This is a genomic window from Ferruginibacter lapsinanis (assembly GCF_020783315.1).
GTDB lineage: Bacteria > Bacteroidota > Bacteroidia > Chitinophagales > Chitinophagaceae > Ferruginibacter > Ferruginibacter lapsinanis.
Genome location: NZ_CP086063.1, coordinates 2,351,028 through 2,374,304, shown reverse-complemented (window position 1 = coordinate 2,374,304; position 23,277 = coordinate 2,351,028). Strand labels below are relative to the sequence as shown.

Sequence of the window (23,277 nt, the reverse complement as noted above, 5' to 3'; positions counted from 1 at the left end):
CATCCAACTTCTGACTTGTTAAACTATTTCTGACGCCCCGGTTGGATTCGAACCAACGTTGAAGATTTTGCAGATCTTAGCCTGAATTCCACTCGGCCACGAGGCTTTGTTGTTGGAGATTTAAAGTTGGAGATTGGAAATTACTGACTCTTTAATCACCAATCTCCAACCTCCAACTTCCAACTTGTTAGTAAGTATAGCGTAACGTTACACCGTAAGTTCTTTGGTCGCCCAATACAGCGCCAATCTGCCCTGCATTACCACCAGCAATTAATAGTTGTTCGTAATAATTTTTATTAAACAAATTACGTCCCCATATATATGCTGATAAACCTTTAGATGTTTTAAATCCAATCCTTCCATTCACTAACGCATAACCATCAATATTCAAATATGGAGATGGAGTTGCAGCTGAAGAGAAAGATGAACGATAGAAAGCTTCTGCTGCCACAAAGAAATTACTTGCACTACCCAAAAATGCCACTGGTGTTATATACTCACCCCCTACCGATCCTGACCATTTAGAAATACCAGGAAGTGTAGCTCCTGAAATATCTACAAATGCTGAATCAAGATTACCCACAGTCGTTTTCAAACCGGTTTTTTCTAACGGCAACGGAGCATTGATGAATGTAACATATTTAGCATCTGTATAAGATAAGGCTCCGCTAAATGAAAAATGCTTGGTCGCTTTGTAATTTGCATCCAGTTCAAAACCTTTCACATTCACTTTCTCAGCATTTGCTATATAGCCACGATTAACACCCAACTGTGCAGATTGAACATTTGTTTGGTAATTTTTAATGTCAGTATTATGGAAGGTAAAGTTTAAAGTCAAATTATCTACCAGCGTGGTTTTAATACCAACTTGTATACTCTTAACATCTTCTGGTTTTATAACTGCTACAGAACTGTCTGGTCTGCCGTTAGGAAGATTTGGCAAACCTGCCACATTAACACCTACGGGTTTAAAGCTGGTAGAGTAAGTAGCAAAAGCATTGATACGTTTAGTAGGTTTATAAGAAAGTGTTAACTGATATGTAAAGTTATTTTCACTTGCATAAGCTGTATACGCCTGGTTTGTGTACACACCATTTTTAAACCCTTGCAGCGTTGTTTTAGTAGCAGTTGTACCAGCATATGTAGCTGTATCTAATCCTCCATAAGTAGCACGTTTGTAGTTGACATCTTTTTCATCGTAATTGTAACGAACCCCAGGCAATACATGAAATTTATCAGTTATTGCCCAATCTACGTTAGCAAATACTGCTGCACTTTTTGATTTGATCGAAGCGTTTGTTCTGATACCAAATCCATCCAGTAACCCCGGTGTTTTCCATAAATTACTTGTTGAACTTTGTGAGAAACGCCATTGATCTTTTCCTGATTCTTCAGTACCGGTAATTTTCACTTCTTGATCAATGTAGAACAAGCCAACCACACCACTTAAACGAGGTGAGAACTCACCTGCATAACGGAACTCTTGTGACCAGTTTTTATGTTTAGCAGGATTTTGAGATTTTGCTAATGCTTGCAAACCTGTAAAGTCTCTATCATTAGATGGATCCCAATTCCAATAGCGCCAAGCTGTAGTTGAAGTTAATGTACCAGGACCAATTTTACTATCAACGTTCAAAGCAACACCACCTAAATCAGTGTTAGAATTCCAAGGCACATCATGATCAATTTTTCTGTCAAATGCATTTCTGCTTGGCAATTGATAATTAAGTGCTGTGATGATCGAATCAAATTGACGATACCCGGGACGTTTTGTTGGTGCTACACCAGCTATTACCTGAGCATACCCATCGGGACGCTGACGAGAATCATCACCACTTAAAGTAATGGAAGTTTTATCTGATAGCTTATATAATAATTGTCCACGGAAACCAAGGTTATTAATGTCGTTTGTATGTTTCAACGTACGTACGTTCTCTATTAAACCATCACGTTGTGTTCCGGAAAAAGAAAAACGTCCTGCCAATCTTTTTGATATTGGCCCCGTTATTGAAGTTTTAGCCTGAACATAACCATAATTACCGTAGCTTACTTCAAAAGTGGCACCCGGTCTAAAACTTGGTTTACGAGATGTGATACTTATTGCACCAGCAGTTGTATTCTTACCATACAATGTCCCTTGTGGACCACGTAAAACCTCGATCTGATCAACATCAATAAAATCAAATGTTGCTGCAGCCGGACGGGCATAATACACTCCGTCAACATAGATACCTACCCCGGGATCAAGACCATCATTGGTAAGGCCAAACGGAGAACCAAGTCCACGAATATTAACACCAGTGTTACGAGGATTAGAGGTATACAATTGAACAGATGGTATTAATTCTTTCACACGGTTAACGTTAAACGCACCTGCATCTTCTACTTGTTTGCCACCAATTACTGTAATGGGAATAGGTACATCTTGTAAAACCTCTCTACGGCGTCTTGAAGTAATAACAACCGTATCTGTTTCAAACAACGCTTTTAATTGTAACACAAGGTTAGTAGCACTGGCTGCATCCTTTACCACATATATTAGAGGAGAATAACCAACTGAAGTTACGCTTACTTTAAACGGAAGTGATTGATTTACCAATATTGAAAAATTACCTGCAGAATCAGCTTTGGTTCCTGCAAAAGATCCTTTAATTGTTATTGAAGCAGAAGGGACTCCTTCGAGCTTCTCTCCTACGACCCGACCACTTACCTGCACTTGGGCAGATGCGATCAGTGGCAATAAAAATGCAAAAAATAAAATACTTCTTTTCATAATTGAGTTTTGATAAATAAAAAGTCTATTATTTTGATAGACTAATAGATTAAAAAAATAGTTAGTTAATAAATAGGGAGTTACAGCAACATCGTTGCTTTGTAGAAAGAGTGAACATTTTGTGGTACTGATGTATCATGATTTTTATTTGAGTGCAAAGATAAGGGTGCTTATATTAGTCCACCAAATTTATAGACTTTATTTTTAAAAAATATTTTTTAGAAAAATTCTTTTAAGAGCACACCTATTAAAGCTGCTGCCAATATGATATATGGCTCTTTAATTTTATTATAATAAATTAACAAAAAACCTGTTGCCACTGCAATTAAAGCTGTTGGTATATCTACAATACTCCTTGTGGCAATTACTATCACTGCTCCTAACAACGCTCCTACTACAGCGGCGGTGATACCATCAACAAATGCTTTTACAGATTTATTAGCTGCAATCTTTTTAAAATATGGCGCAGGCAATACTGTAAAGAGATAGCAAGGTAAAAATGTAGCTAACGCTGCAACCGATGCTCCCGGGAAACCTGCAACCAGGTAACCAATGAACCCCACAGTGATAACTACCGGCCCGGGTGTTATCATTGCTACAGCAACAGAGTCCAAAAACTGATGCTCTGTCAACCAATGATTTTCGGTTACAACTCCTGCATGTAAAAAGGGTACGATCGCTAAACCGCTACCAAAAACAAACGCTCCCGCCTTAGCAAAAAAGATGGCGATCTTCGTTAACGTTGATGATTCATAGTCCCAGAAACCAATTTGTAAAATAATAAATGAATTAGCTGATTTAGCAAAAGCCCATTTGGGCGGGGCTTTGACAAACATGTATAACAAACCGGCCGCTATGAATAATAAAATATTTTCTTGTTGTGTGATACTGGTTATCGCAGCACCCGCTATAAAAAATAACCAGAGCAACCAATTGGTTTTAAAAGATGTAAGATTAAATTTACCAATAGATTTTGTAGTTAATTTATATGTACTGATTACTATAATTCCGATAACTGCTGCGCCAACTCCATAAAACACAGCCTGCATCCAGGCAAGCCCTCCATATAACTTATATACCATCCCCAATAACACCACCATAATGAATGATGGAATAATAAAAGCCAGGCCTGCCAATGTTGCACCGATAAAACCATAATGCACAAAGCCCATATAAATACCTAACTGTGCAGCCAGAGGACCTGGAGCTAATTGCGCTAACGCTAACCCTTGTTTGTATTCATCTTCTGATATCCATTTCTTATTTTCAACCAGATCTTTATGCATATACCCCACTAATGCAACAGGACCTCCAAAGCCTGTAGTACCAAGCTTTAAGAAATAAAGCACTAACTGACGAAGTGAATATATTGGTTTAGTTTGATCTTGCATTTTTTACGCTTAGATAAAAGTTGAATAGTAGCAATGCCGATGAACGGATTGCGACGCAACGATGTTGCTATGAAAAACAAATGCCGGTATAAAAAATTATAAAAAAATTGCTCTGTATAATGTAATTAAACTACAACAGATAACAACTATACCCACTGCCACAAACATTTTCTTTACAGGTAGCTTAGCAGTGAGCATTGCAGAGAAGGGTGCTGTGACAATACCTCCTAATAAAAGTCCTGCTACAATATTCCAATGATGAATACCAATGGTAAAAATAAAAGTAATAGCACTAGCCACAGTTAAAATAAATTTCGCACTTGTAGAACTGCCAATTACATAACGTGGCGTACGACCATTTTTGATAAAAGTTCCTGTAACCAAGGGGCCCCATCCTCCTCCACCAAAAGAATCTATAAAACCACCAATCAAACCCAAAGCGGTAATATTGGTTTTCCTTTTGATCCCATTAATATCTTTTTTAGCAAATGCATTTTGTAAAATCCGTATACCTAAATACATAGTATAAGCCGCTAAGAATGGCTTTGTCATCTTTGCATATTTCTCTCCAACATAAGATAAAGAAATTGCCCCTATAACTGCACCTATGATTGCAGGAATAGCTAAAGACTTAACCAATTTTTTATTGATATTTCCTAATTGCCAGTGACTGATAGTGCCTGCAGCACTTGTAAAAGACTCAGCAGAGTGAATGCTGGCACTAATTACAGGAGGGGGCACGTTTAAAATAAGTAAGATGGTGGTACAAATTACTCCATAGCCCATGCCCATTGAACCTGCAACTATCTCTGCCAAAAAACCAACCAATAACATCCAATAAAATCGATGATTATCTTTACTGAGGGTAGTTTTTATCAATTCGATCTTATCCATCGGAAGCAAGAAAAACAACAAAGTAAAAGCCAGCAAAACGATTATAATAGCAACAGAATATTTGTTTATTACTTTTCGGGTGTTAGATCTAATCTCTTCAACGGAGGACACAACTTCCTTCGATTCAATTATTTCTTCAACGGTCGATTCTGCAGTTTCATGATTCATGCTGCAAAGATGTGGGAAAAACATTAACCTACCAAATTAGTGGACTATTATTTTTTTTCTACTAATCCCTTGGTAAGTTCATTCAATTGATTCACTTTATCCTGAAAGTCGCCGGTAAGTGTATTTCGGATGGCCTGGATATTATGTAGCAATTCATCCAATTCTTCAGGAAGACAATCTTGTAGCATTTCTTTCACTCTTTTAGCTACAGTAGGAGATTTACCATTGGTAGAAATGGCTATTTTCAGGTTCCCCTTTTGCACAACAGAACTTAAATAAAAATCGCACAGATCGGGCTTATCAGCGGCATTTACTAATACGCCTTTTTGATTGGCGTCTTTTACTACAGCAGCACTCACAGCAACATCATTTACCGCAGCAAAAACGAGATCAACTTCATCTATATCACTGGCTTCATAAGGCTTTTCTATTAATTCAATATTGGGATATTTAGCTGCAGTCAATTTGATCTCTTCGCTGATAGCTGTTGCCACTAATTTAATTTTTGTAGCGGGGGAATTTTGCAGTACAGCTGAAAGTTTTTCCATACCAACATACCCTCCTCCAACAATTAGTAAACGCAGATTTTCTAATTTCAAAAAAACAGGAAACAAATTATTTTTGTCCATTGTTTTCCTTTTTAAATGAAATAGTTTTTTGCAAAACCAGTAGTATATAATGTTGTGAAGTAGTTGGTAATTTGCTCCACATATAGCCAGCCGTTAATTGTGTTTTTTTTCCTGTAGTGAAGATCCCCGTTGCCGCCACTCTGTTTTGCTGAAATAAAAAATCTCCTTTAGATAGCTGGCGCATGTACTCATCTGCAATTTGAAATTTCACCTTCTTGGTAATATCCTGAATAAAGGCCAAACGATACCTTAACCGCAATGCATTGTATGAGTTTTTGGTAGCAGTTGCTGCAAAAAATCTTTCCTCTGTTCTAAAGCGATTGCTGATCACCAAACTTTTATTCAACTTATTCTCCAATAACACTTCCTGCCACAACCTATACTCATCGCCAAATTCATGATTATGCTTATCAATAGATGTGCGGCTACGAAATAATGCTACTCCTGCTGTTGTACTCCACTTTTCATTAACAACTCTTTTTACTGCAGTCCTAAAAGTGTATTGATTAGCTGAGGAAGATATACCGATCGTCCTGTAACTAATATCACTTATCCAATGCCATTTTGCATTGACCTTAGCCACTAATTGAAAAGCATCCCATGTAAAAAAGGCGTTATCCTGTGCAGCTATATTCTTAGCAACAAAAAACAAGACAATAAAGAATAATATTTTTTTCATTTTTATAGAATAAATTTCAAAGAGACCGCAAAGAACCAAAAAAATTTACTGAGAAATTATTTGATTTGAAAACAAGTTATTGTACAAAAGACTCTCTCTGTGAATCTTTGTGACTACTCTGTGATCTCTGTGAAATATTTTCTGTTCTGCTTTTCGACCCTGCCTTATTTTACCAATTGTTTCCGCATAGCAAAATCTCCAAAGGTTTCACCTTTATTTCTCTCTGCCTTATAAGTGCCAAATAAGCTATCCAATTCAGTCAGTATTTCTGCTTCATTCAAGCTTTCTTTGTATTTGATATTCAGTCTTTGCCCCTGGTTGTCTCCGCCTAAATGCATGTTGTATTTGCCTGGATGCGTTCCAACAAAACCGATCTCAGCTGCATAAGGTCTTCCGCAACCATTTGGACAGCCGGTCATTCTTACGATCATGTCCTGATCACTGATTGCATGCTTATCTAACAATGGTTCTATCTTAGACAATAATGTAGGCAAATAACGTTGCCCCTCTGCCAATGCTAATGGACAGGTTGGTAATGCTACACAGGCAATAGCATTCTTTCGAACAAGAGAAGCTCCTTCAGTATGTTCAAGGATCTTAAACTTAGCTAACACTTCATTCACTGCTTCTTTATCTTTATCTAACACATCACTGATGATCACATTCTGCGTAGCAGTAAACATGAAATTAGATTTACCTAATTTGGCTACTTCAAACAATGCTGTTTTCAATGCTACTTTTTCATCATCTAACACACGACCGTTTTCTACAAAAACAGTATAGTACCATTTTCCTGCCTCGCTCTGTTGCCAGCCATAAATATCTTTTCTTTCTGTAAACTCATATGGTCTTGCTGGTTCTAATTTAAATCCAACACGTTTTTCAACCTCTTCTTTGAATTTATCCACTCCCATCTTATCAACAGTATATTTCAAACGAGCTAACTTCCTGTCTGTACGGTTACCATAATCTCTTTGAACCGTCAACACTTCATATACTGCTCTCAGCGTCTTTTCTTCTGTGTCTGTAAACCCTATAACAGTTGCCAATCTTGCATACGTTTCTGCATTACCGTGAGTGGTAGACAAACCACCTCCAATAGCTATATTGAAACCCTTCAATTTGTTGTCTTCGACAATTGCAACCAAACCAATATCATTGGTAAATACATCTGAATCATTATTTGGCGGAATAGCAATACCAATTTTGAATTTCCTTGGTAAATAATGCTTCTGATATAATGGATCTTCTTCTTCCTTTTTATCAACGATCATTTCATTATCGATCCAAATCTGGTAGTATGCTTTCGTTTTAGGCATCAGTAAAGTACTGATCTTATCTGCGTAAGCAAATACTTCTTCATGCACTTTTGACAATGCAGCATTAGATGCACAAGTCACATTACGATTAATATCACCACAGGTTGCAATTGAATCCAGATTAGCCTCATTAAACGCCTGTATGGTCGGTTTGATTTTCGATTTGAACAAACCATGCAACTGGATCGTTTCCCTGGTAGTGATCTTTATTACTCCCGTTGTATTAGCATTTGCTACATGATGGCAAGCGATCCATTTTTCCGGAGTAATAAAACCACCCGGTAACCGAAGCCTGATCATAAATGTATATAAACGATCTAATTTCTTTGCCGCTCTTTCTTCTCTTCTATCTCTATCATCCTGCTCATACATGCCATGAAATTTGATCAGCGCCTTATCATCTTCTCTGATGGCACCTGTAATTTCATCCAACAAGCTTTCCTGAATGGTTCCACGTAAGCCATCACTTGCTATTTTAATTCCTTCTATTGCTGTTAATTTTTTTTCGCTCATGTTATTATTTTTTTTGTAACCAGCTTTATATCTTTATTCAACTTCATCGGCGTCGCACTCTTGTGCCACATCTTTCTATTGAACTTTAATTATGTTTTACTTTTGTTAATAGAACGTCTTCGACAAGTTCAGACTGACAGGTTTTAACCCATTAAACCTTTTAAACGTCTAATAAACATCTTTCTCGTACCTGCCTTCTTCCTTCATTTTTTCTAAATACGCTTTCGCTTCTTCGATTGTTTTTTTACCATGTTGTTCTATAACATGCAACAAAGCATTTTCAACATCTGTACTCATCGGATCTTTTTTACCACAGATATAAAACGAAGCCCCTCCTGTGATCCATTCGTATAAAGATTCTCCGTGCTCCAACATTTTATGTTGCACATAGACCTTCTCTTTTTGATCTCTGGAGAATGCTACATTTATTTTGGTCAATACGCCCGTTTCATACCAGTTTTGAATTTCCGTTTGATACAAAAAGTCTGTAGCAAAATTCTGTTCTCCAAAAAACAACCAATTTCTTCCTGTTGCTCCTGTAGCATCTCTTTCAGCAAGAAAAGAACGGAAAGCCGCAATACCTGTACCCGGCCCCACCATTATGATGTCTTTATCATCGGCAGGTAAACGGAAACGTTTATTAGTTTGTACAAAGAAATTTTGTTTTGCATTTACTTTTAGTTCACCTAAAAAATTAGAACATAGCCCATTGCGTTTATTTCCTTTTGCATCAGTGTAAACATCTTTTGCCACAATAATATGTACCTCACCTTCATGTGCTTTTGGTGATGAAGCTAATGTGTATAATCTAGGAGAGATGGCATTTAACCCTACCAGGATCTCTTCAAATTGCGAAGGACTCTTTACCGGGTATTTCTGTACTAACTCTAATAAGTCATACCGGCCTACAGGAATATCATGTCCTGTAGCATCTGCATATTGTTTAACTAATCTTTCTGTTAAATGAATCAGATTTATTTTCTTTTTTAAAAGTTCATATTGGGTATACTTTTCTTTTTTAAACTCAACGATCTTATTGCCATCAATATTTGTTTTGGCAATAATATCAGTAACCAATTGTGAATCATTTTCAGGAACGATCCCTATTGAGTCGCCGCATTGATACTCCACACCTTCGGCTGCAATCTCAATATGATAGGTTTGTTTATTACTTCCTTTATCATTCAGATCAACATTCGTTAAAACAGTTCCGGTGTAAGCAAGTTTAGCAGTTTTTTTTGCCGGCGGAAAGGTTGCATGTCCGTTAGCAGCAACAGGAGCTGTTGTTGCAGCAGCTGGTTTCTGACTTAATGATTGTAACACTTTATCAAACCACTGATTAGCATCCGCTTCGTAATCAACATCACATTTTTGAATTGGCACCAAACGTTTGCCTCCCATTTTTTCTAACTCTGCATCTATATTCTCCCCAACATTACAAAATAGCGGATACGAAGTATCTCCCAATCCTAATACACTATATTTTAATTTACTAAGATTAAGTCCTCCTGCAACTATATGATCGTAAAATTTCTTTGCTGCATCTGGCGCTTCTCCGTCTCCGTGAGTACTCATCAACACTAAAAAGTATTCCTCTTTAACAAGATCGGTTAATCTGTACTGATCTGCACCAAAGACCTTAGCATTGATACCATTCTTTTTAGCTTTTGCAGCAAACTGACTTGCCAATGCTTTAGAATTACCCGTCTCGGTTCCGTACACGATAGTTATTTTATTGGCGACCACTGCTCCGGCTACAGCACTGCCATTGGTTGCAGGCTGATGATTGGCTATAATTCCATTAAAATAACCATTTATCCATAGCAATTCTTCTTTGCTGCTGGCGGCTATTAAATCCTGTAATACTTTTAATTTTGGTTCAGATAACATTTTATATTGTTATTTTTTTCGATTAAATGTTTTCACTAATAGGGTTAAAATAATTTTGATCTGCTTCGTTATTTTGCAACCATGCAAATTTTTGATGAAGCGCCACTACCTTTCCGATAATTACCAAAGTTGGAGATGCAAATAACTTTCCTTGCAACTTTTCTTTGTATTCGTATAATGACGCTACTCTTATATTTTGCATAGGTGTTGTAGCCTGTTCTATTATTGCCAATAATTTAGATGCATCAATATTATTACTTATCAATTTCTCTACTACTTTATCCAGTGTAGAAGAGGACATATAAAATACCAATGTATCTTTCGTATTGGCCAACTCTTTCCAATATTCATCCGTTACAATATCAGTTTTATAATAAGTTAAAAACCTAACTGATGTTGCATGATCTCTCGCTGTAAGCGGTATGCCTGCATACGCTGCTGCACCTAATGCAGCAGTAATACCAGGTATGATCTCATAAGGTATCTCATTATCTACCAGTGACTGCAACTCATCTAATATATTAGAGAAAATTGACACATCACCTCCTTTCAAACGTACTACCAGCTTTCCTTCTAATGCATATTTAACCAGTAACTCGTTAATACTTCCTTGTGATACAGACGCCTCCTTGTTATACTGTTTCCCTACCTGAATAACCTGAGCGGCTGACGGCACATATTGCGATAAAATATCAGCACTTACCAATCTATCTGTCAGTACAACTTCTGCCTGCTTTAAAAACCGGGTAGCCTTTACTGTTATAAGTTCGGGGTCTCCGGACCCTGCTGAAATGAATATTACCTTACCTTTATTTTGATTGTTAGCCAATTATATAGTTTAGCGGTTTAGAAGGATCCGGGAGTGTAACTAAACTCCCGGGATCCTTCTAAACAATTTTAAAATAATCCTTCGATACTTAAATATCTTTCTCCTGTATCATAGTTAAAAGTCAACACTTTTGAACCAGCAGGAATTTCTGCTAACTTTTTAGCAACTGCAGCTAAAGAAGCTCCTGTAGAAACACCTACAAGGATTCCTTCTTCTTTTGCGATACGTTGAGCATAGCTATACGCTTCGTCTTTTCCAACTTGTATGATACCATCTAAAATACCTGTGTTTAAAATTGATGGAACAAATCCTGCACCTATCCCTTGTAAAGGATGCGGAGATGGAGCGCCACCACTTAATACAGGAGATAATTCAGGTTCAACTGCAAACACTTTCAGATTAGGGAATTTTGCTTTTAAAATTTCAGCCACGCCTGTGATATGTCCACCAGTACCAACTCCGGTGATGATATAATCCAACCCATCAGGAAAATCGTTTGCTATTTCAACAGCGGTGGTTTTTCTATGCACTTCTGTATTTGCCTGGTTATCAAATTGCTGAGGCATCCATGCATTAGGAGTATTAGCAACTAATTCGCCTGCTTTTTCAATTGCACCTTTCATTCCTTTCTCTCTTGGAGTAAGTACAAATTCTGCGCCGTATATAGACATTAAACGCCTGCGTTCAATACTCATACTTTCAGGCATTACCAAAATGATCTTATATCCTTTTACAGCAGCCACCAAAGCTAAACCGATACCTGTATTACCTGAAGTAGGTTCGATGATAACACTGTTTTTATTTAAAAATCCCTTTGCTTCTGCATCTTCGATCATTGACAAAGCAATACGATCTTTGATACTTGACCCCGGATTGTTTCTTTCTAATTTGATCCATACCTCATGTGTGTTTCCAAACAAATTGTTGATACGTACATGCGGTGTGTTGCCGATAGTTGCTAAAATGTTATTTGCTTTCATTTGTTATGAGTTTAATGCTTCTAAAAAAAACGATTAATGGTTTAAGTTTTTTATCAAGTAATAACGTTAAACCCCTTAAATGATTTAAACGTTAAACATCTTTATATCACAAAATTCAACACCTCATCAGATAATCTGTTTTTATCTCTTACTGTTACTTCACTTTTATGGTATACGACAGAGTTCGGCATCACACTATTGGTCAGCCACACATTACCACCAATAACACTCTCTCTTCCCACCACTGTATTACCACCTAATATTGTTGCCCCACTATAAATAATTACGCCGTCTTCAATTGTAGGATGACGTTTTGTTTGCGCCAATTCTTTTGAAACATGCAACGCTCCTAAAGTAACCCCCTGATATAGTTTTACATTATTACCTATCACTGCTGTCCCCCCTATCACAATACCTGTACCATGATCTATAAAAAAAGAATCCCCGATAATTGCGGCAGGATGAATATCTATACCGGTAATACCATGTGCATATTCACTTAAAATACGTGGCAATGTCTTAATCCCCTGCAAATGCAACTGATGAGCTATTCTATAAATTGCAATAGCATAAATACCCGGATATGCCGCCAATACTTCTTCAATACTTTCTGCTGCCGGATCAAAATTCACCACCGCTTCTGCATCTTTTCTTAACCTGTCATATACACGTTCGGGTAATACGTCAAAGAAAGCATCCACCTGCTTTTGAATAGTATCTGCATTCGATATTGAATACTTTAATAGTGCAGCCAGGTGTTGTTTTAAAAGATCGTATTTTTTATTCAGCACTTCTTCATTGTCCCACTCGATCTGATTACCGCATCCAAATAAAAACTGAAACAATTCATCAGCAAAAGAATGCGCCAATTTCTTATTGGGTATCTGATTACCACAAATTTTGCTTTGTGCTACTATTGATGATATTAATTTTTGTTTACTCAATTTGTTTGGTTTAATACGTTTAAAAGGTTTAACGTTTAATAGTTCATCGTCATTGCCTGTTACCCATTGCCAATTGCTTATTGTATCATACAAGCTCCCACTGTTACATTGCTTGTCTCATCAATTAGAATTGCACCTCCATTCACTCTTAATTTTTTATATGAATCAAAAGGAATGGGTGATGCTGTTTTAATTTTTACTTTTACAATATCATTTAATGATGCCTGTTCTGGTGCCGGCAATTCCAGCAATGAATTCACATCTAATTTGTATTCGATCTCTTTCACAATCGCCCTCACAGTGCGACTATTGATCTGTAAGATATATTTATTACCAGGCACTAATGGTTTATTACCCATCCAACAAACCAATGCATCTACCTCATTTTCTACCGAAGGTTGATTGTCTTTCTTTACAATCACATCACCACGGCTGATATCAATATCATCCTCTAAATGCAGAATAACACTTTGAGGAGCAAATGCTTCTTCGGTTGGCTTACCTGCTATTTCAATTAAACTTATCGTACTTTCTAACCCTGATGGCTGCACGACGATCTTATCTCCTTTTTTATACACCCCACTGATCACTCTTCCAGCATAGCCTCTGTAATCATGCAATTCTTCTGTTTGAGGACGAATCACATACTGTACAGGAAATCTTGCATCTGTATAATTGATATCATTTTCCAGTTTTACGTTTTCCAATATATCCAGCAGACATGAACCAGTATACCATGAAATATTTTCTGATTTATCTACAATATTATCGCCGTTCAACGCACTGATAGGAATATAAGTAATATCCTTTAAACCCAGGCTCTCTGCAACTTTTGAATAATCGATAACAATATTATTATAAACGTCCTGAGAATAATCTACCAGATCCATTTTATTGATGGCAACAACTACGTGGGGTATATTCAATAAAGAAGCGATGATAGAGTGACGACGGGTTTGTTCGATCACACCATGTCTTGCATCTACCAAAATGATAGCCAGATCAGAGTTTGACGCACCAGTAACCATGTTACGGGTATATTGAATATGCCCCGGAGCATCAGCAATGATGAATTTACGTTTTGGTGTGCTGAAATATTTATATGCCACATCAATAGTAATCCCTTGTTCCCTTTCGGCACGTAATCCATCCGTTAATAAAGCAAGATCGATCTCTCCTTCTTCTTTATTCTTACTTTGTTTTTCGATCGCTTCCAGATGATCGATCATGATCGATTTGCTATCGTACAATAAACGACCGATCAATGTACTTTTTCCGTCATCAACACTTCCTGCAGTAATAAATCTTAAAATATCCATAAGTTAAATTTGGTGATTTGGAAATTTGAAGATTTGAAAATGAATAGAGTAATTAAACGCTACTCACATTTCCAAATTTTCAAATCTTCAAATTGATTAATTAAAATTAAAAGTATCCTCCCTTCTTTCTGTCTTCCATAGCCGCTTCACTCACTCTGTCGTCAATTCTTGTTTCACCACGCTCGCTGGTTTTTGTTGCGATGATCTCAGTAATGATGTCATCAATTGTTGATGCATCAGATTCAACAGCAGCCGTACAGGTCATATCACCAACAGTTCTATATCTTACTTTTTTTATAGAGATCACATCCGTAGGATCTTTTTGCATGAATTCTGACGTAGCAACCAATTGACCTTGCCATTCCAACACTTCTCTGTTGTGAGCAAAGTAGATCGACGGTAATGCTATATTTTCTCTTTTGATGTAATTCCAGATATCTAATTCTGTCCAGTTACTGATAGGAAATACACGAACGTTTTCACCTTTATGAATTCTTCCATTATATGTATCCCACAATTCAGGTCTTTGTAATTTTGGATCCCATTGTCCAAACTCATCTCTCACAGAAAAAATTCTTTCTTTCGCTCTTGCTTTTTCTTCATCACGTCTTGCTCCACCAATACATGCATCAAATTTGAATTCTTCGATGGTATCTAACAATGTATATGTTTGCAACGCATTACGACTTGCAAACTTTCCTTTTTGTTCAGTCAGATTTTTTTCTTTGATCGTATCTCCCACGTTTCTTACAATCAATTTTTCTCCTAATTCAGCAGCAAGATTATCCCTGAAATCCAATGCTTCCTGAAAATTGTGTCCTGTATCAATATGCACTAAAGGAAAAGGGAATTTTCCCGGACGAAATGCCTTCAATGCCAGGTGAACTAATACGATAGAATCCTTACCTCCTGAAAACAACAATGCCGGACGTTCAAATTGTCCAGCTACTTCTCTGAAAATGTGGATCGACTCCGACTCCAACTGCTCTAAATAATCCAAATGATACTTACTCATATTTGTGAAATATTATACTACTTTTTAATTTTTATCCTTCATGAACATGCAGACCACATTCTTTTTTGTCTGCATCTTCCCACCACCATCTTCCTGCCCTGAAGTCTTCCCCGGGCTTAATGGCTCTTGTACAAGGGGCACATCCAATACTTACAAAACCTTTATCATGTAAAGGATTATAAGGAACACTATTATCGTTGATATATTTTTTTACTTCTTCGGTTGTCCAATGCAAAATCGGATGATACTTTATTATTTTATTGCTTTCATCCCATTCAAGCATTGGCAGATCGTGCCTATCGGCAGAATGCTCAGCTCTCAAGCCTGTTATCCAGATCGCATTACCGGCCAAGGCTCTTTTTAATGGCTCTACTTTACGAATTCCACAACAACTTTTTCTGTTCTCTACAGATTCATAGAAAGAGTTAGGCCCCTTGGCCTCAATAAATTCCTGCAGCGCTTCGGCATTGGGATAGTAAGCTTTAATGTTAGTCCCGTATTTAGCATTAGTGCTGCTCCAAACAGAATATGTTTCGGCAAACATTCTGCCAGTATCTAACGTAAATATCTTTACAGGAAGTTGATTGTTTAATATCTCATGTGTAATTACCTGATCCTCATAACTGAAGCTGGAAGAAAAGGTAACCTGCCCCGGAAATTCTTCAGTAAGTAATTTAATAAATTCACTTATCTTTAGTCCACTTAACTGGTGGAGTAATCGAGAAATGTCATTTTTTTGTATTTGAGTCATTTTTTAATAAAACTTTGGTGAAAAGGTGCATTGATTATACCGCTGTCTGATTGATTTTACAGCTTTTACATATACATCGAATTAAATAAGTTTGCACCATATGTTTACAGTCTACTTGTTAGGTGGACAAAGGTACTATTCTTTACTAAAACTCCCAAGTTTTAATTAATTAAAATCGGGGTATATCCCTCCATTGGCTATGTCTTTAAAAAAGATGGGCAATTACACGGCCGTTAGATAAAATACACACTTATAAACTTCCAATTGTATGCATGATGAATTTTGTTTCATTTTGCAGTACAAGATTGAATAATTACTAAAACATATAAAATGGAGATCAATTTCTTAATTTTTATCACAATAGCCATCGGATTAAGCAGATTTGGGCCATTTTGGGTTAGGAATTATTTCCTTCAACCTATCCCTATAAACCTTCGCCAGTAAAAAAACATTTAAATACTCAACTTCCTCTATCGATTATTTAATATCCAGGATATAACATTATAACAAAAAATGCTTTCAGGTCAAATGATTTACTTTCACATTTTCAAATACTCACGTGAATAAAAAAAATATGAAACTAAAACTACTTTTACTCGCTGCTCTGATTTCTCAACTTTGTTTTGCACAGGCAAACCTTACACTAGGCTTACAGGCGTATTATCCATTTTCGGGTAATGCCAACGATGTTAGTGGCAATAATAATAACCCGGTTTTTAATAATGCAACGCTTACGGACGACAGGCTGGGAAATGTAAAAAGCGCCTATAATTTCAATGGATCAGATCAATACATGAGAATACTTAATTCTCCATCATTAAATACCGGGAATCAACTTAGTTTATGTGTATGGATAAAACCAAAAGGATTTTTCCAGGGATTATGTCATGGTAATGCTATTATTGCAAAAGATGATGATAAACCCGCAGGATTTTATTATCTGGGGTATGGAGATGGATTATACACAGGTGTAAATTGCTCATCTTCCTTTGTTGATGAAGCGCATGAAAATTTTTATGGTAGAGCATCAGCTTCGCATTCAGGCGGATATACTCCATATATTGAGACTGAAAAATGGTATAGTGTAGTATATACCTATGATGGTACTAAAACAAGATTATATGTCAATTGTAATATTATTGACTCCGTTACGACATCCTTAAATTTCACCAATTCACTTGACCTGTATTTTGGGAAACTAAATACTTCTTTCTTTTATTGGTTAAATGCAGATCTGGATGAAGTAAGAATATATAACAGGGCTCTCAATCAAACAGAAATTAATTTGTATGGCGATTGTGCTATCGCACCTGTAATACTCTCGGATTTTTCTATCAAAACAACAAACAATCAATCTGCAACTCTCAACTGGAATGTTAGCCAGGAAACAAATATAAAAGAGTATGTTATTGAAAGGTCTGTAAATGGAACCGATAACTTCATTCCGGTTGGCAATATAACTGCTGTCAATAGTGCCATAGAAAAAACATATTCGTTTGATGACAAAGACCTATTGTCTGATACATATTACTACAGAATTATAATAAATGAGAAGAACGGAATCAGAAAATACTCTGAGATCCGAAAAGTAGTGATCATTAACAAAGGCTTTAATGCAACCGTTTATCCCAACGCATCTAACGGATCATTTACCGTAAGAATCAATAAAGATGCAGCAGATGTGACAGTAGTAAATGCTACCGGTCAAACTGTATTGAACAAAAAAATAAAAAACTCTATGACGGCTCCTTTAAACATAAGTAGCCAGCCTAATGGCATCTATTGGATCAAAATTATTAGTAATAATAATATCATAACCAAGAGGATTGTAAAATTTTAGAATAGGTAGGCGGTCTCATGTTAACCCCAGGTAAAACTGGGGTTTTTTATCTTTGTTTCGTTTTATGTGTAAATACTTTTTAATACTCCTCCAAATAGCACTGTCGCTAACACTTACAGCACAGGAGTATAATTATGTACATTACGATACCAAAAACGGACTTGCAGGCTCACATGTTTACTCAATGTGCCAGGACAATGATGGTTTTATCTGGTTTGGCACAGACTATGGCCTTAGTAGATTTGATGGCAAAAACTTCAAAACTTATACTGTAAAAGACGGACTACCGGACAATGATGTTCTCGAATTATTTACAGACACAAAAAACAGGGTATGGATAGGTACTTTTAGTTCAGAAGTATGTTATTATCAAGATGGTAAAATTCATAACTCAAAAAACGACTCTTTAGCCAACGCTTTAAAATTTAATTCAGTATTAAAAAATGTGTATGAAGTTTATGATAAATATCTTGTCCTGTCTGACACCTATTGTTTTTACATAATTGATAAAAATAACTCATTAACAAAATTCAATGTTTTCGATCTTTTTAAAACACATGATAAACTGACACTTAATTTTTTTTGCGGCAGGTTAGTTATTTCTTCATTATTTGATAAAAATATTTACACCCTAAATGCTGATAAGTCGCTTACTTTAATAGACAGAACTCCTCTCCAAAGTGATGGAAGTTTTCTTGATCGGGATAAACTATGTATCATTTGCAATGGAGTAAAAAGCTCCACGATAGACAGATCTAAGGATTTTATCCGTTTTGAAACAGACAGTACCGGCACCAACTTTACATTTCTTAACACATATCAGGGTGCCTGGCAAATTGATACCCAAAATAAAAAACTAGGCGCTCACTTTCTCCCTACACAAAAAATACCCAGAACATTTATAGACAAAGAAAAAAACATATGGTTTGGAACCATTGATAATGGAGTATTTAAACTCCCTTCTTTGAACATAAAAAATGTATATAACGAAACAGACAAAGAAAAAGAGAGCAAAGAAATATTTTCAATTGCAGAGAATGATGGAAAAATTTACGCAGGAAGTGAGCACCGCAAAGTACTTGTAATATCAAAAGACAAAAAAGTATCATTCTTAAATAAGTTTGAATGGAACATGATGAAATCTGTTATTGGTCCTACAGCAAATAGCAGGGTTACATCAATAAAAAAACTTAGTGATGGTAGCCTAATTTTGGTCTATGAAACTTTTTTAGTTAAACTCAATCAAAACGGAAGTAAGATCTTTAATTATACCACTTCTATCAAATCTGTCTCAGAGATCAATAAAGACTATTTGTTGGTAGGAACGGCATTCTATGCGTTCAAAATGCGTACAGCCGATCTTACTATAACCGACACCATCTGGAACAATCGAACTACCAAAGTGTTATTCTCAAATAACAATTATTATATTGGCACACTGCATGGTTTATATGAGGTAAAAACAAATAAGACAGCTCATTTTTTAGGAACATCGCACAATAGCCTCTCCCGACGTATTTCTAATATGTTACAAGCCCCGGATGGCATCATATGGGTCGCAACATCCGATGCAGGGATAACAGGCTATAGATCAGGAAAAATAATCTGCAATCTTACGGATAGCAACGGATTAAGCAGCAACATTTGTAAAGCTCTTTTTTTGCAAAATAATTTTTTATGGGTAGGAGCCAATAAAGGCATAAACAAGATAGATATCTCAAAAAAGGACTACCCGATAGTTAAATACAGTAGTGCCGATGGATTACCTTCCGATATTATAAATTCAATTTATATACAAGCCGACAGCACAATATGGATAGGATCTCCGGCAGGACTCACCTATTTTAAAGAAAAGGATCTAATCAATGTTTCAATTTGCAATTTAGTATTAGAGTCTGTAATTGTTTCCGGAAAAAAATTAGATAGTAAAAATAATATCAGCCTCAAATACAATGAAAACAATATACTGTTTCAATATGCAGGCATTTCATTAAAATCCGGTGGTGAAATAACTTATAAATATAAACTGACCGGATTGAATGATAAATGGGAAACAACAACATCGAACACTATTAGCTACCCCACATTACCTCCGGGAAAATATGAATTACAATTATACGCCATCAATAAATTTAACAAGAAGAGTGATCTCTGTATCATTAAATTTTATATAGCAGCCCCCTTTTGGAAGACAGGATGGTTTATTGCAATCATAATCATATTAACACTAGGTCTATTTTGGGCCATTTTGCAATGGCGTTTTAAATTAAAGCAACAAAAGGTTGAAGAAAAAAACAAAACAATTCAACAAATAGCCGAAATGGAACAGCTGGCTTTGCAGGCTCAAATGAATCCGCATTTTATTTTCAACTGCCTTAATTCCATTCAGCAGTTTATTATGTTGAACGATAAGGAAAAAGCTAATAAATATCTTACTCAATTTGCCTCCTTGATAAGATCTACATTTGAAAATTCAATTAAGAAAAACATTCGGCTTAGTGAAGAAATACAATATCTAAATAATTATTTACAACTTGAGCAATTAAGATATGCAGACAATTTCACCTACGCTATAAACATTGACCCAAAAATCGAAAAAGATTTTATTGAGATACCTGCAATGCTTCTGCAACCTTATGTAGAAAATGCTTTGCGGCATGGGATTCATAATAAAATAGGCAATGCAGGTAAATTAGATATTATTTTTGTTCAACAACAAGACCATTTGGAATGTACAATCAGGGACAATGGTATAGGGCGGGCAATGGCAGAAAAATATAAAAGTAATCGACATATAGAATATCAGAGTAAAGGAATGAGTGTTACAGGGAAGCGCATTGAGCTATTGAATACCGGAAAAGAAAATAAGATTGAAATAATCATAACCGATCTCATAGATAATAATAACAACGGAATTGGAACTGAGGTGGTCGTAAAATTCCCTCTAAAATAAAAACTAATGAATAAAATCAAAGCAGTGGTCATTGACGATGAGCCAGGTAACATTATTACCTTGACAGAAATGTTACATAGTTATTGTCCAGACATAGATATTCTAGGAAGCGCTGAAAACATTCATAAAGGGGAGACATTAATAAAAAAAACAGAGCCTCATTTAGTTTTTTTAGATATTGAAATGCCCATGGGCAACGCCTTTGATCTCTTAGCCAAACTTACGCCGGTAACTTTTGAAGTGATCTTTATCACAGCATTTAATAATTATGCTATACAGGCTTTTAAATACTCAGCAATTGATTACTTATTAAAACCTGTAAACATTGATGAGCTAATAGTTGCCGTAGCAAAGGTTAAACGAAGACTGGAAGAAAAGCAGATCAATTTGCGTATTGAATCATTGATGGATAATTTCAAGACTGAATCACCAGCACTAAAAAAGATCGGACTGCCTTTTGCAAACGGATTAATATTTGAAGAAACAGAAAACATTATGCACTTTGAGGCTGAAGGTAGTTATACCAATGTGTATATAAAAGGTAAATGTAAAGAGTTGATCACCAAGTCGCTTAAAGAATTTGGAGAGATATTACCAACAGATATTTTTTTTAGAGTGCACCACTCTCATATTGTAAATCTGAATTACATAAAGAAATATTACAAGGGACGTGGCGGTTATATTGAATTAGAAGATGGGACAACTGTAGAAGTAAGCGCCAGAAAAAAAGATGAATTTTTAGAAAGATTTAAGTACTAATTTATTTTCGTAATTGTTTGTATATCTTGATAGCGCTCATTAGTATTACAATAAATAATACCAACCCGGCTAATCCCCAAACCAAACTCATCCCCTGTTTGACCACCGCCAGCATTACAATAGCTATTAAAAAGATAGTGGCCACTTCATTCCATACTCTTAACTGTTGAGAAGTATATTTAAATATCCCTTTCATTTGAAGGCTATATATCTTTTGAAGACTGAAATGATATGCATACAAAGCAACTACAAAGCACAGTTTAATCATCAACCATTGGGGTATTCCTCCATACAAAAAACCCATCCAGGTACCAAAAATAAGTGTAAGTATTGCTGAAGGCCAGGTGATGCCTAACCAAAGACGCTTCATCATAATTGAAAATTGTTTCTGCAACACTTCCTTCTCTACCCCCGTCTTTTCATTTGCCTCTGTATTATAAATAAATAATCTCGGTATGTAAAACATGCCGCTAAACCAGGTTATAATAAAAATAATATGCAATGCTTTGATATAGAAGTAAGTCACTTTACAATGTATTAGAATGATCAATTATTATAAATAGCATTACTACTAGCTTTCAGTTACCATTTTTTTTAAGGTATCTACCCACATCGGATTGGTATTCAGGCATGGAATCATTTTATAAGACTCCCCTCCTGCATTGATAAAAATTTCTTTTCCACGCTCTTCAATCTCTTCCAAAGTTTCCAGGCAATCACTTACAAAAGCCGGACAAAGAATCAATAATTTTTTTATCCCCTCTTTCGGCATCTCAGCCAATCGGATATCTGTAAAAGGCTCCAACCATCCTTTGCCTAATCTTGACTGAAAAGAAATACTATATTTATTTTCCGGAATATTTAGTTGTTTAGTAACTAAACTGGTAGTAGTAAAACATTGATGCCTGTAGCATGTTGCATGAGCAGGCGACGGCGTTTGACAACAGTTCTCCACTTGTAAACAGTGGCAGCCGGTAGTATCGCTTTTCTTGATATGTCTTCCCGGAACTCCATGATAGCTAAATAAAATATGATCATACTCAATATCTAAATACCTGCTCATATTTTCTGCCAATGCATTGATATAATCGGCATTATTATAAAAAGGTGGAACAAAACTTAATTTAAATGAGTACTTATTTTTATTGTATGCCTCCTTTGTATGCTCTACAGCTGTTTCATAACTACTCATTGCATAATGCGGATAAAGTGGTACTGCAACCACTTCTTCTATTCCCGGCTCCCGTTTAAGCAAATTATTAAATGCTTCTTCAGGCGTAGGGCCACCATAACGCATTGCTATTTCAACAGGCTCAGATATCTGCGCCTGCAATGCCGATTGCAATTGTTTGGTGATCACAACCAATGGAGATCCCTCTTTTGTCCATATAGTTTTATAGGCTTCGGCAGATTTTGGCGCTCTGAAAGGAACAATGATTCCTCTAACCAATAATAATCTTGATAGATAAGGAATATCAATCACTCTTCCATCCATCAAAAATTCATTTAAATACTTACGTACATCTTTTACACTGGTAGAATCTGGTGATCCCAGGTTCATCAATATTATTCCTTTCTTTACAGTAGCCATATTTATCATTGTGAATAGGCGGCAAAGTTAATGAGCACTT

18 protein-coding genes and 1 tRNA gene are annotated in these 23,277 nt (G+C 36.1%); 3 read left to right on the top strand and 16 right to left on the bottom strand.

From position 1 onward, the window contains the following. Positions 1 to 32: 32 nt before the first annotated feature. The 14 genes from LK994_RS10155 to LK994_RS10090 form a co-directional block, all read right to left on the bottom strand. A tRNA-Cys gene (locus LK994_RS10155) sits at positions 33 to 106 on the bottom strand. Positions 107 to 187: 81 nt separating this feature from the next. Beyond that, on the bottom strand, positions 188 to 2,773 hold the full coding sequence (locus LK994_RS10150) for a TonB-dependent receptor (RefSeq protein ID WP_229759971.1): 2,586 nt from the start codon (positions 2,771 to 2,773) through the stop codon (positions 188 to 190). Between the two features lie 218 nt (positions 2,774 to 2,991). Next, complete coding sequence (locus LK994_RS10145; RefSeq protein ID WP_229759970.1) at positions 2,992 to 4,164, bottom strand: chromate transporter; 1,173 nt, start codon at positions 4,162 to 4,164, stop codon at positions 2,992 to 2,994. 96 nt (positions 4,165 to 4,260) lie between these two features. Then, positions 4,261 to 5,226: a sulfite exporter TauE/SafE family protein gene (locus LK994_RS10140; protein ID WP_229759969.1), complete on the bottom strand. Its 966-nt coding sequence runs from the start codon at positions 5,224 to 5,226 to the stop codon at positions 4,261 to 4,263. Positions 5,227 to 5,273: 47 nt separating this feature from the next. Next, positions 5,274 to 5,855, bottom strand: coding sequence for a precorrin-2 dehydrogenase/sirohydrochlorin ferrochelatase family protein (locus LK994_RS10135; protein ID WP_229759968.1), 582 nt, complete (start codon positions 5,853 to 5,855; stop codon positions 5,274 to 5,276). Beyond that, positions 5,842 to 6,534: a DUF2490 domain-containing protein gene (locus LK994_RS10130; RefSeq protein ID WP_229759967.1), complete on the bottom strand. Its 693-nt coding sequence runs from the start codon at positions 6,532 to 6,534 to the stop codon at positions 5,842 to 5,844. The genes LK994_RS10135 and LK994_RS10130 overlap by 14 nt, the downstream gene beginning before the upstream one ends. Before the next feature lie 164 nt (positions 6,535 to 6,698). Further along, a complete protein-coding gene (locus LK994_RS10125) occupies positions 6,699 to 8,366 on the bottom strand; it encodes an NADPH-dependent assimilatory sulfite reductase hemoprotein subunit (RefSeq protein ID WP_229759966.1) in 1,668 nt (555 codons plus the stop codon). Positions 8,367 to 8,534: 168 nt separating this feature from the next. Next, positions 8,535 to 10,256 (bottom strand): diflavin oxidoreductase, encoded by a 1,722-nt coding sequence (locus tag LK994_RS10120; RefSeq protein ID WP_229759965.1) that lies wholly within the window; start codon positions 10,254 to 10,256, stop codon positions 8,535 to 8,537. Between the two features lie 22 nt (positions 10,257 to 10,278). Then, positions 10,279 to 11,085 (bottom strand): uroporphyrinogen-III C-methyltransferase, encoded by an 807-nt coding sequence (cobA, locus tag LK994_RS10115; RefSeq protein WP_229759964.1) that lies wholly within the window; start codon positions 11,083 to 11,085, stop codon positions 10,279 to 10,281. Between the two features lie 68 nt (positions 11,086 to 11,153). Further along, positions 11,154 to 12,065, bottom strand: a complete 912-nt coding sequence (gene cysK / locus LK994_RS10110; protein ID WP_229759963.1) for a cysteine synthase A — start codon at positions 12,063 to 12,065, stop codon at positions 11,154 to 11,156. Positions 12,066 to 12,166: 101 nt separating this feature from the next. Next, positions 12,167 to 13,009 (bottom strand): serine O-acetyltransferase, encoded by an 843-nt coding sequence (locus LK994_RS10105; RefSeq protein ID WP_229759962.1) that lies wholly within the window; start codon positions 13,007 to 13,009, stop codon positions 12,167 to 12,169. 77 nt (positions 13,010 to 13,086) lie between these two features. After that, positions 13,087 to 14,328, bottom strand: a complete 1,242-nt coding sequence (locus LK994_RS10100; protein WP_229759961.1) for a sulfate adenylyltransferase subunit 1 — start codon at positions 14,326 to 14,328, stop codon at positions 13,087 to 13,089. A gap of 106 nt (positions 14,329 to 14,434) precedes the next feature. Continuing rightward, entirely contained in the window at positions 14,435 to 15,343 is a 909-nt protein-coding gene (gene cysD / locus LK994_RS10095; RefSeq protein WP_229759960.1) for a sulfate adenylyltransferase subunit CysD, read from the bottom strand. Positions 15,344 to 15,374: 31 nt separating this feature from the next. Continuing rightward, a complete protein-coding gene (locus LK994_RS10090; RefSeq protein ID WP_229759959.1) occupies positions 15,375 to 16,094 on the bottom strand; it encodes a phosphoadenylyl-sulfate reductase in 720 nt (239 codons plus the stop codon). A gap of 574 nt (positions 16,095 to 16,668) precedes the next feature. Between LK994_RS10090 and LK994_RS10085 the strand changes: the two genes are divergently transcribed. The 3 genes from LK994_RS10085 to LK994_RS10075 all read left to right on the top strand — a co-directional run bounded on the left by LK994_RS10085 (position 16,669) and on the right by LK994_RS10075 (position 21,646). Then, positions 16,669 to 17,934, top strand: coding sequence for a LamG-like jellyroll fold domain-containing protein (locus LK994_RS10085; protein WP_229759958.1), 1,266 nt, complete (start codon positions 16,669 to 16,671; stop codon positions 17,932 to 17,934). Between the two features lie 64 nt (positions 17,935 to 17,998). Then, positions 17,999 to 20,887, top strand: coding sequence for a sensor histidine kinase (locus LK994_RS10080; protein WP_229759957.1), 2,889 nt, complete (start codon positions 17,999 to 18,001; stop codon positions 20,885 to 20,887). A 6-nt stretch (positions 20,888 to 20,893) separates the two neighbouring features. Further along, on the top strand, positions 20,894 to 21,646 hold the full coding sequence (locus tag LK994_RS10075) for a LytR/AlgR family response regulator transcription factor (protein ID WP_229759956.1): 753 nt from the start codon (positions 20,894 to 20,896) through the stop codon (positions 21,644 to 21,646). A gap of 1 nt (position 21,647) precedes the next feature. On the opposite strand, the gene LK994_RS10070 is transcribed toward LK994_RS10075, so the two are convergent. Beyond that, positions 21,648 to 22,172: a CopD family protein gene (locus tag LK994_RS10070; protein ID WP_229759955.1), complete on the bottom strand. Its 525-nt coding sequence runs from the start codon at positions 22,170 to 22,172 to the stop codon at positions 21,648 to 21,650. 45 nt (positions 22,173 to 22,217) lie between these two features. Further along, positions 22,218 to 23,237, bottom strand: coding sequence for a ferrochelatase (gene hemH, locus LK994_RS10065; RefSeq protein ID WP_229759954.1), 1,020 nt, complete (start codon positions 23,235 to 23,237; stop codon positions 22,218 to 22,220). Between the last annotated feature and the right edge of the window lie 40 nt (positions 23,238 to 23,277).

Bases quoted from the DNA above. Each gene is read 5' to 3' on its own strand.
- LK994_RS10120 (WP_229759965.1), bottom strand. From the start codon at position 10,256: ATGTTATCTGAACCAAAATTAAAAGTATTACAGGATTTAATAGCCGCC.
- LK994_RS10140 (WP_229759969.1), bottom strand. From the start codon at position 5,226: ATGAATCATGAAACTGCAGAATCGACCGTTGAAGAAATAATTGAATCG.
- cysD (WP_229759960.1), bottom strand. From the start codon at position 15,343: ATGAGTAAGTATCATTTGGATTATTTAGAGCAGTTGGAGTCGGAGTCG.
- LK994_RS10145 (WP_229759970.1), bottom strand. From the start codon at position 4,164: ATGCAAGATCAAACTAAACCAATATATTCACTTCGTCAGTTAGTGCTT.
- cysK (WP_229759963.1), bottom strand. From the start codon at position 12,065: ATGAAAGCAAATAACATTTTAGCAACTATCGGCAACACACCGCATGTA.
- LK994_RS10130 (WP_229759967.1), bottom strand. From the start codon at position 6,534: ATGAAAAAAATATTATTCTTTATTGTCTTGTTTTTTGTTGCTAAGAAT.
- LK994_RS10085 (WP_229759958.1), top strand. From the start codon at position 16,669: ATGAAACTAAAACTACTTTTACTCGCTGCTCTGATTTCTCAACTTTGT.
- LK994_RS10100 (WP_229759961.1), bottom strand. From the start codon at position 14,328: ATGGATATTTTAAGATTTATTACTGCAGGAAGTGTTGATGACGGAAAA.
- LK994_RS10125 (WP_229759966.1), bottom strand. From the start codon at position 8,366: ATGAGCGAAAAAAAATTAACAGCAATAGAAGGAATTAAAATAGCAAGT.
- hemH (WP_229759954.1), bottom strand. From the start codon at position 23,237: ATGGCTACTGTAAAGAAAGGAATAATATTGATGAACCTGGGATCACCA.
- LK994_RS10135 (WP_229759968.1), bottom strand. From the start codon at position 5,855: ATGGACAAAAATAATTTGTTTCCTGTTTTTTTGAAATTAGAAAATCTG.
- LK994_RS10090 (WP_229759959.1), bottom strand. From the start codon at position 16,094: ATGACTCAAATACAAAAAAATGACATTTCTCGATTACTCCACCAGTTA.
- LK994_RS10150 (WP_229759971.1), bottom strand. From the start codon at position 2,773: ATGAAAAGAAGTATTTTATTTTTTGCATTTTTATTGCCACTGATCGCA.
- LK994_RS10075 (WP_229759956.1), top strand. From the start codon at position 20,894: ATGAATAAAATCAAAGCAGTGGTCATTGACGATGAGCCAGGTAACATT.
- LK994_RS10080 (WP_229759957.1), top strand. From the start codon at position 17,999: ATGTGTAAATACTTTTTAATACTCCTCCAAATAGCACTGTCGCTAACA.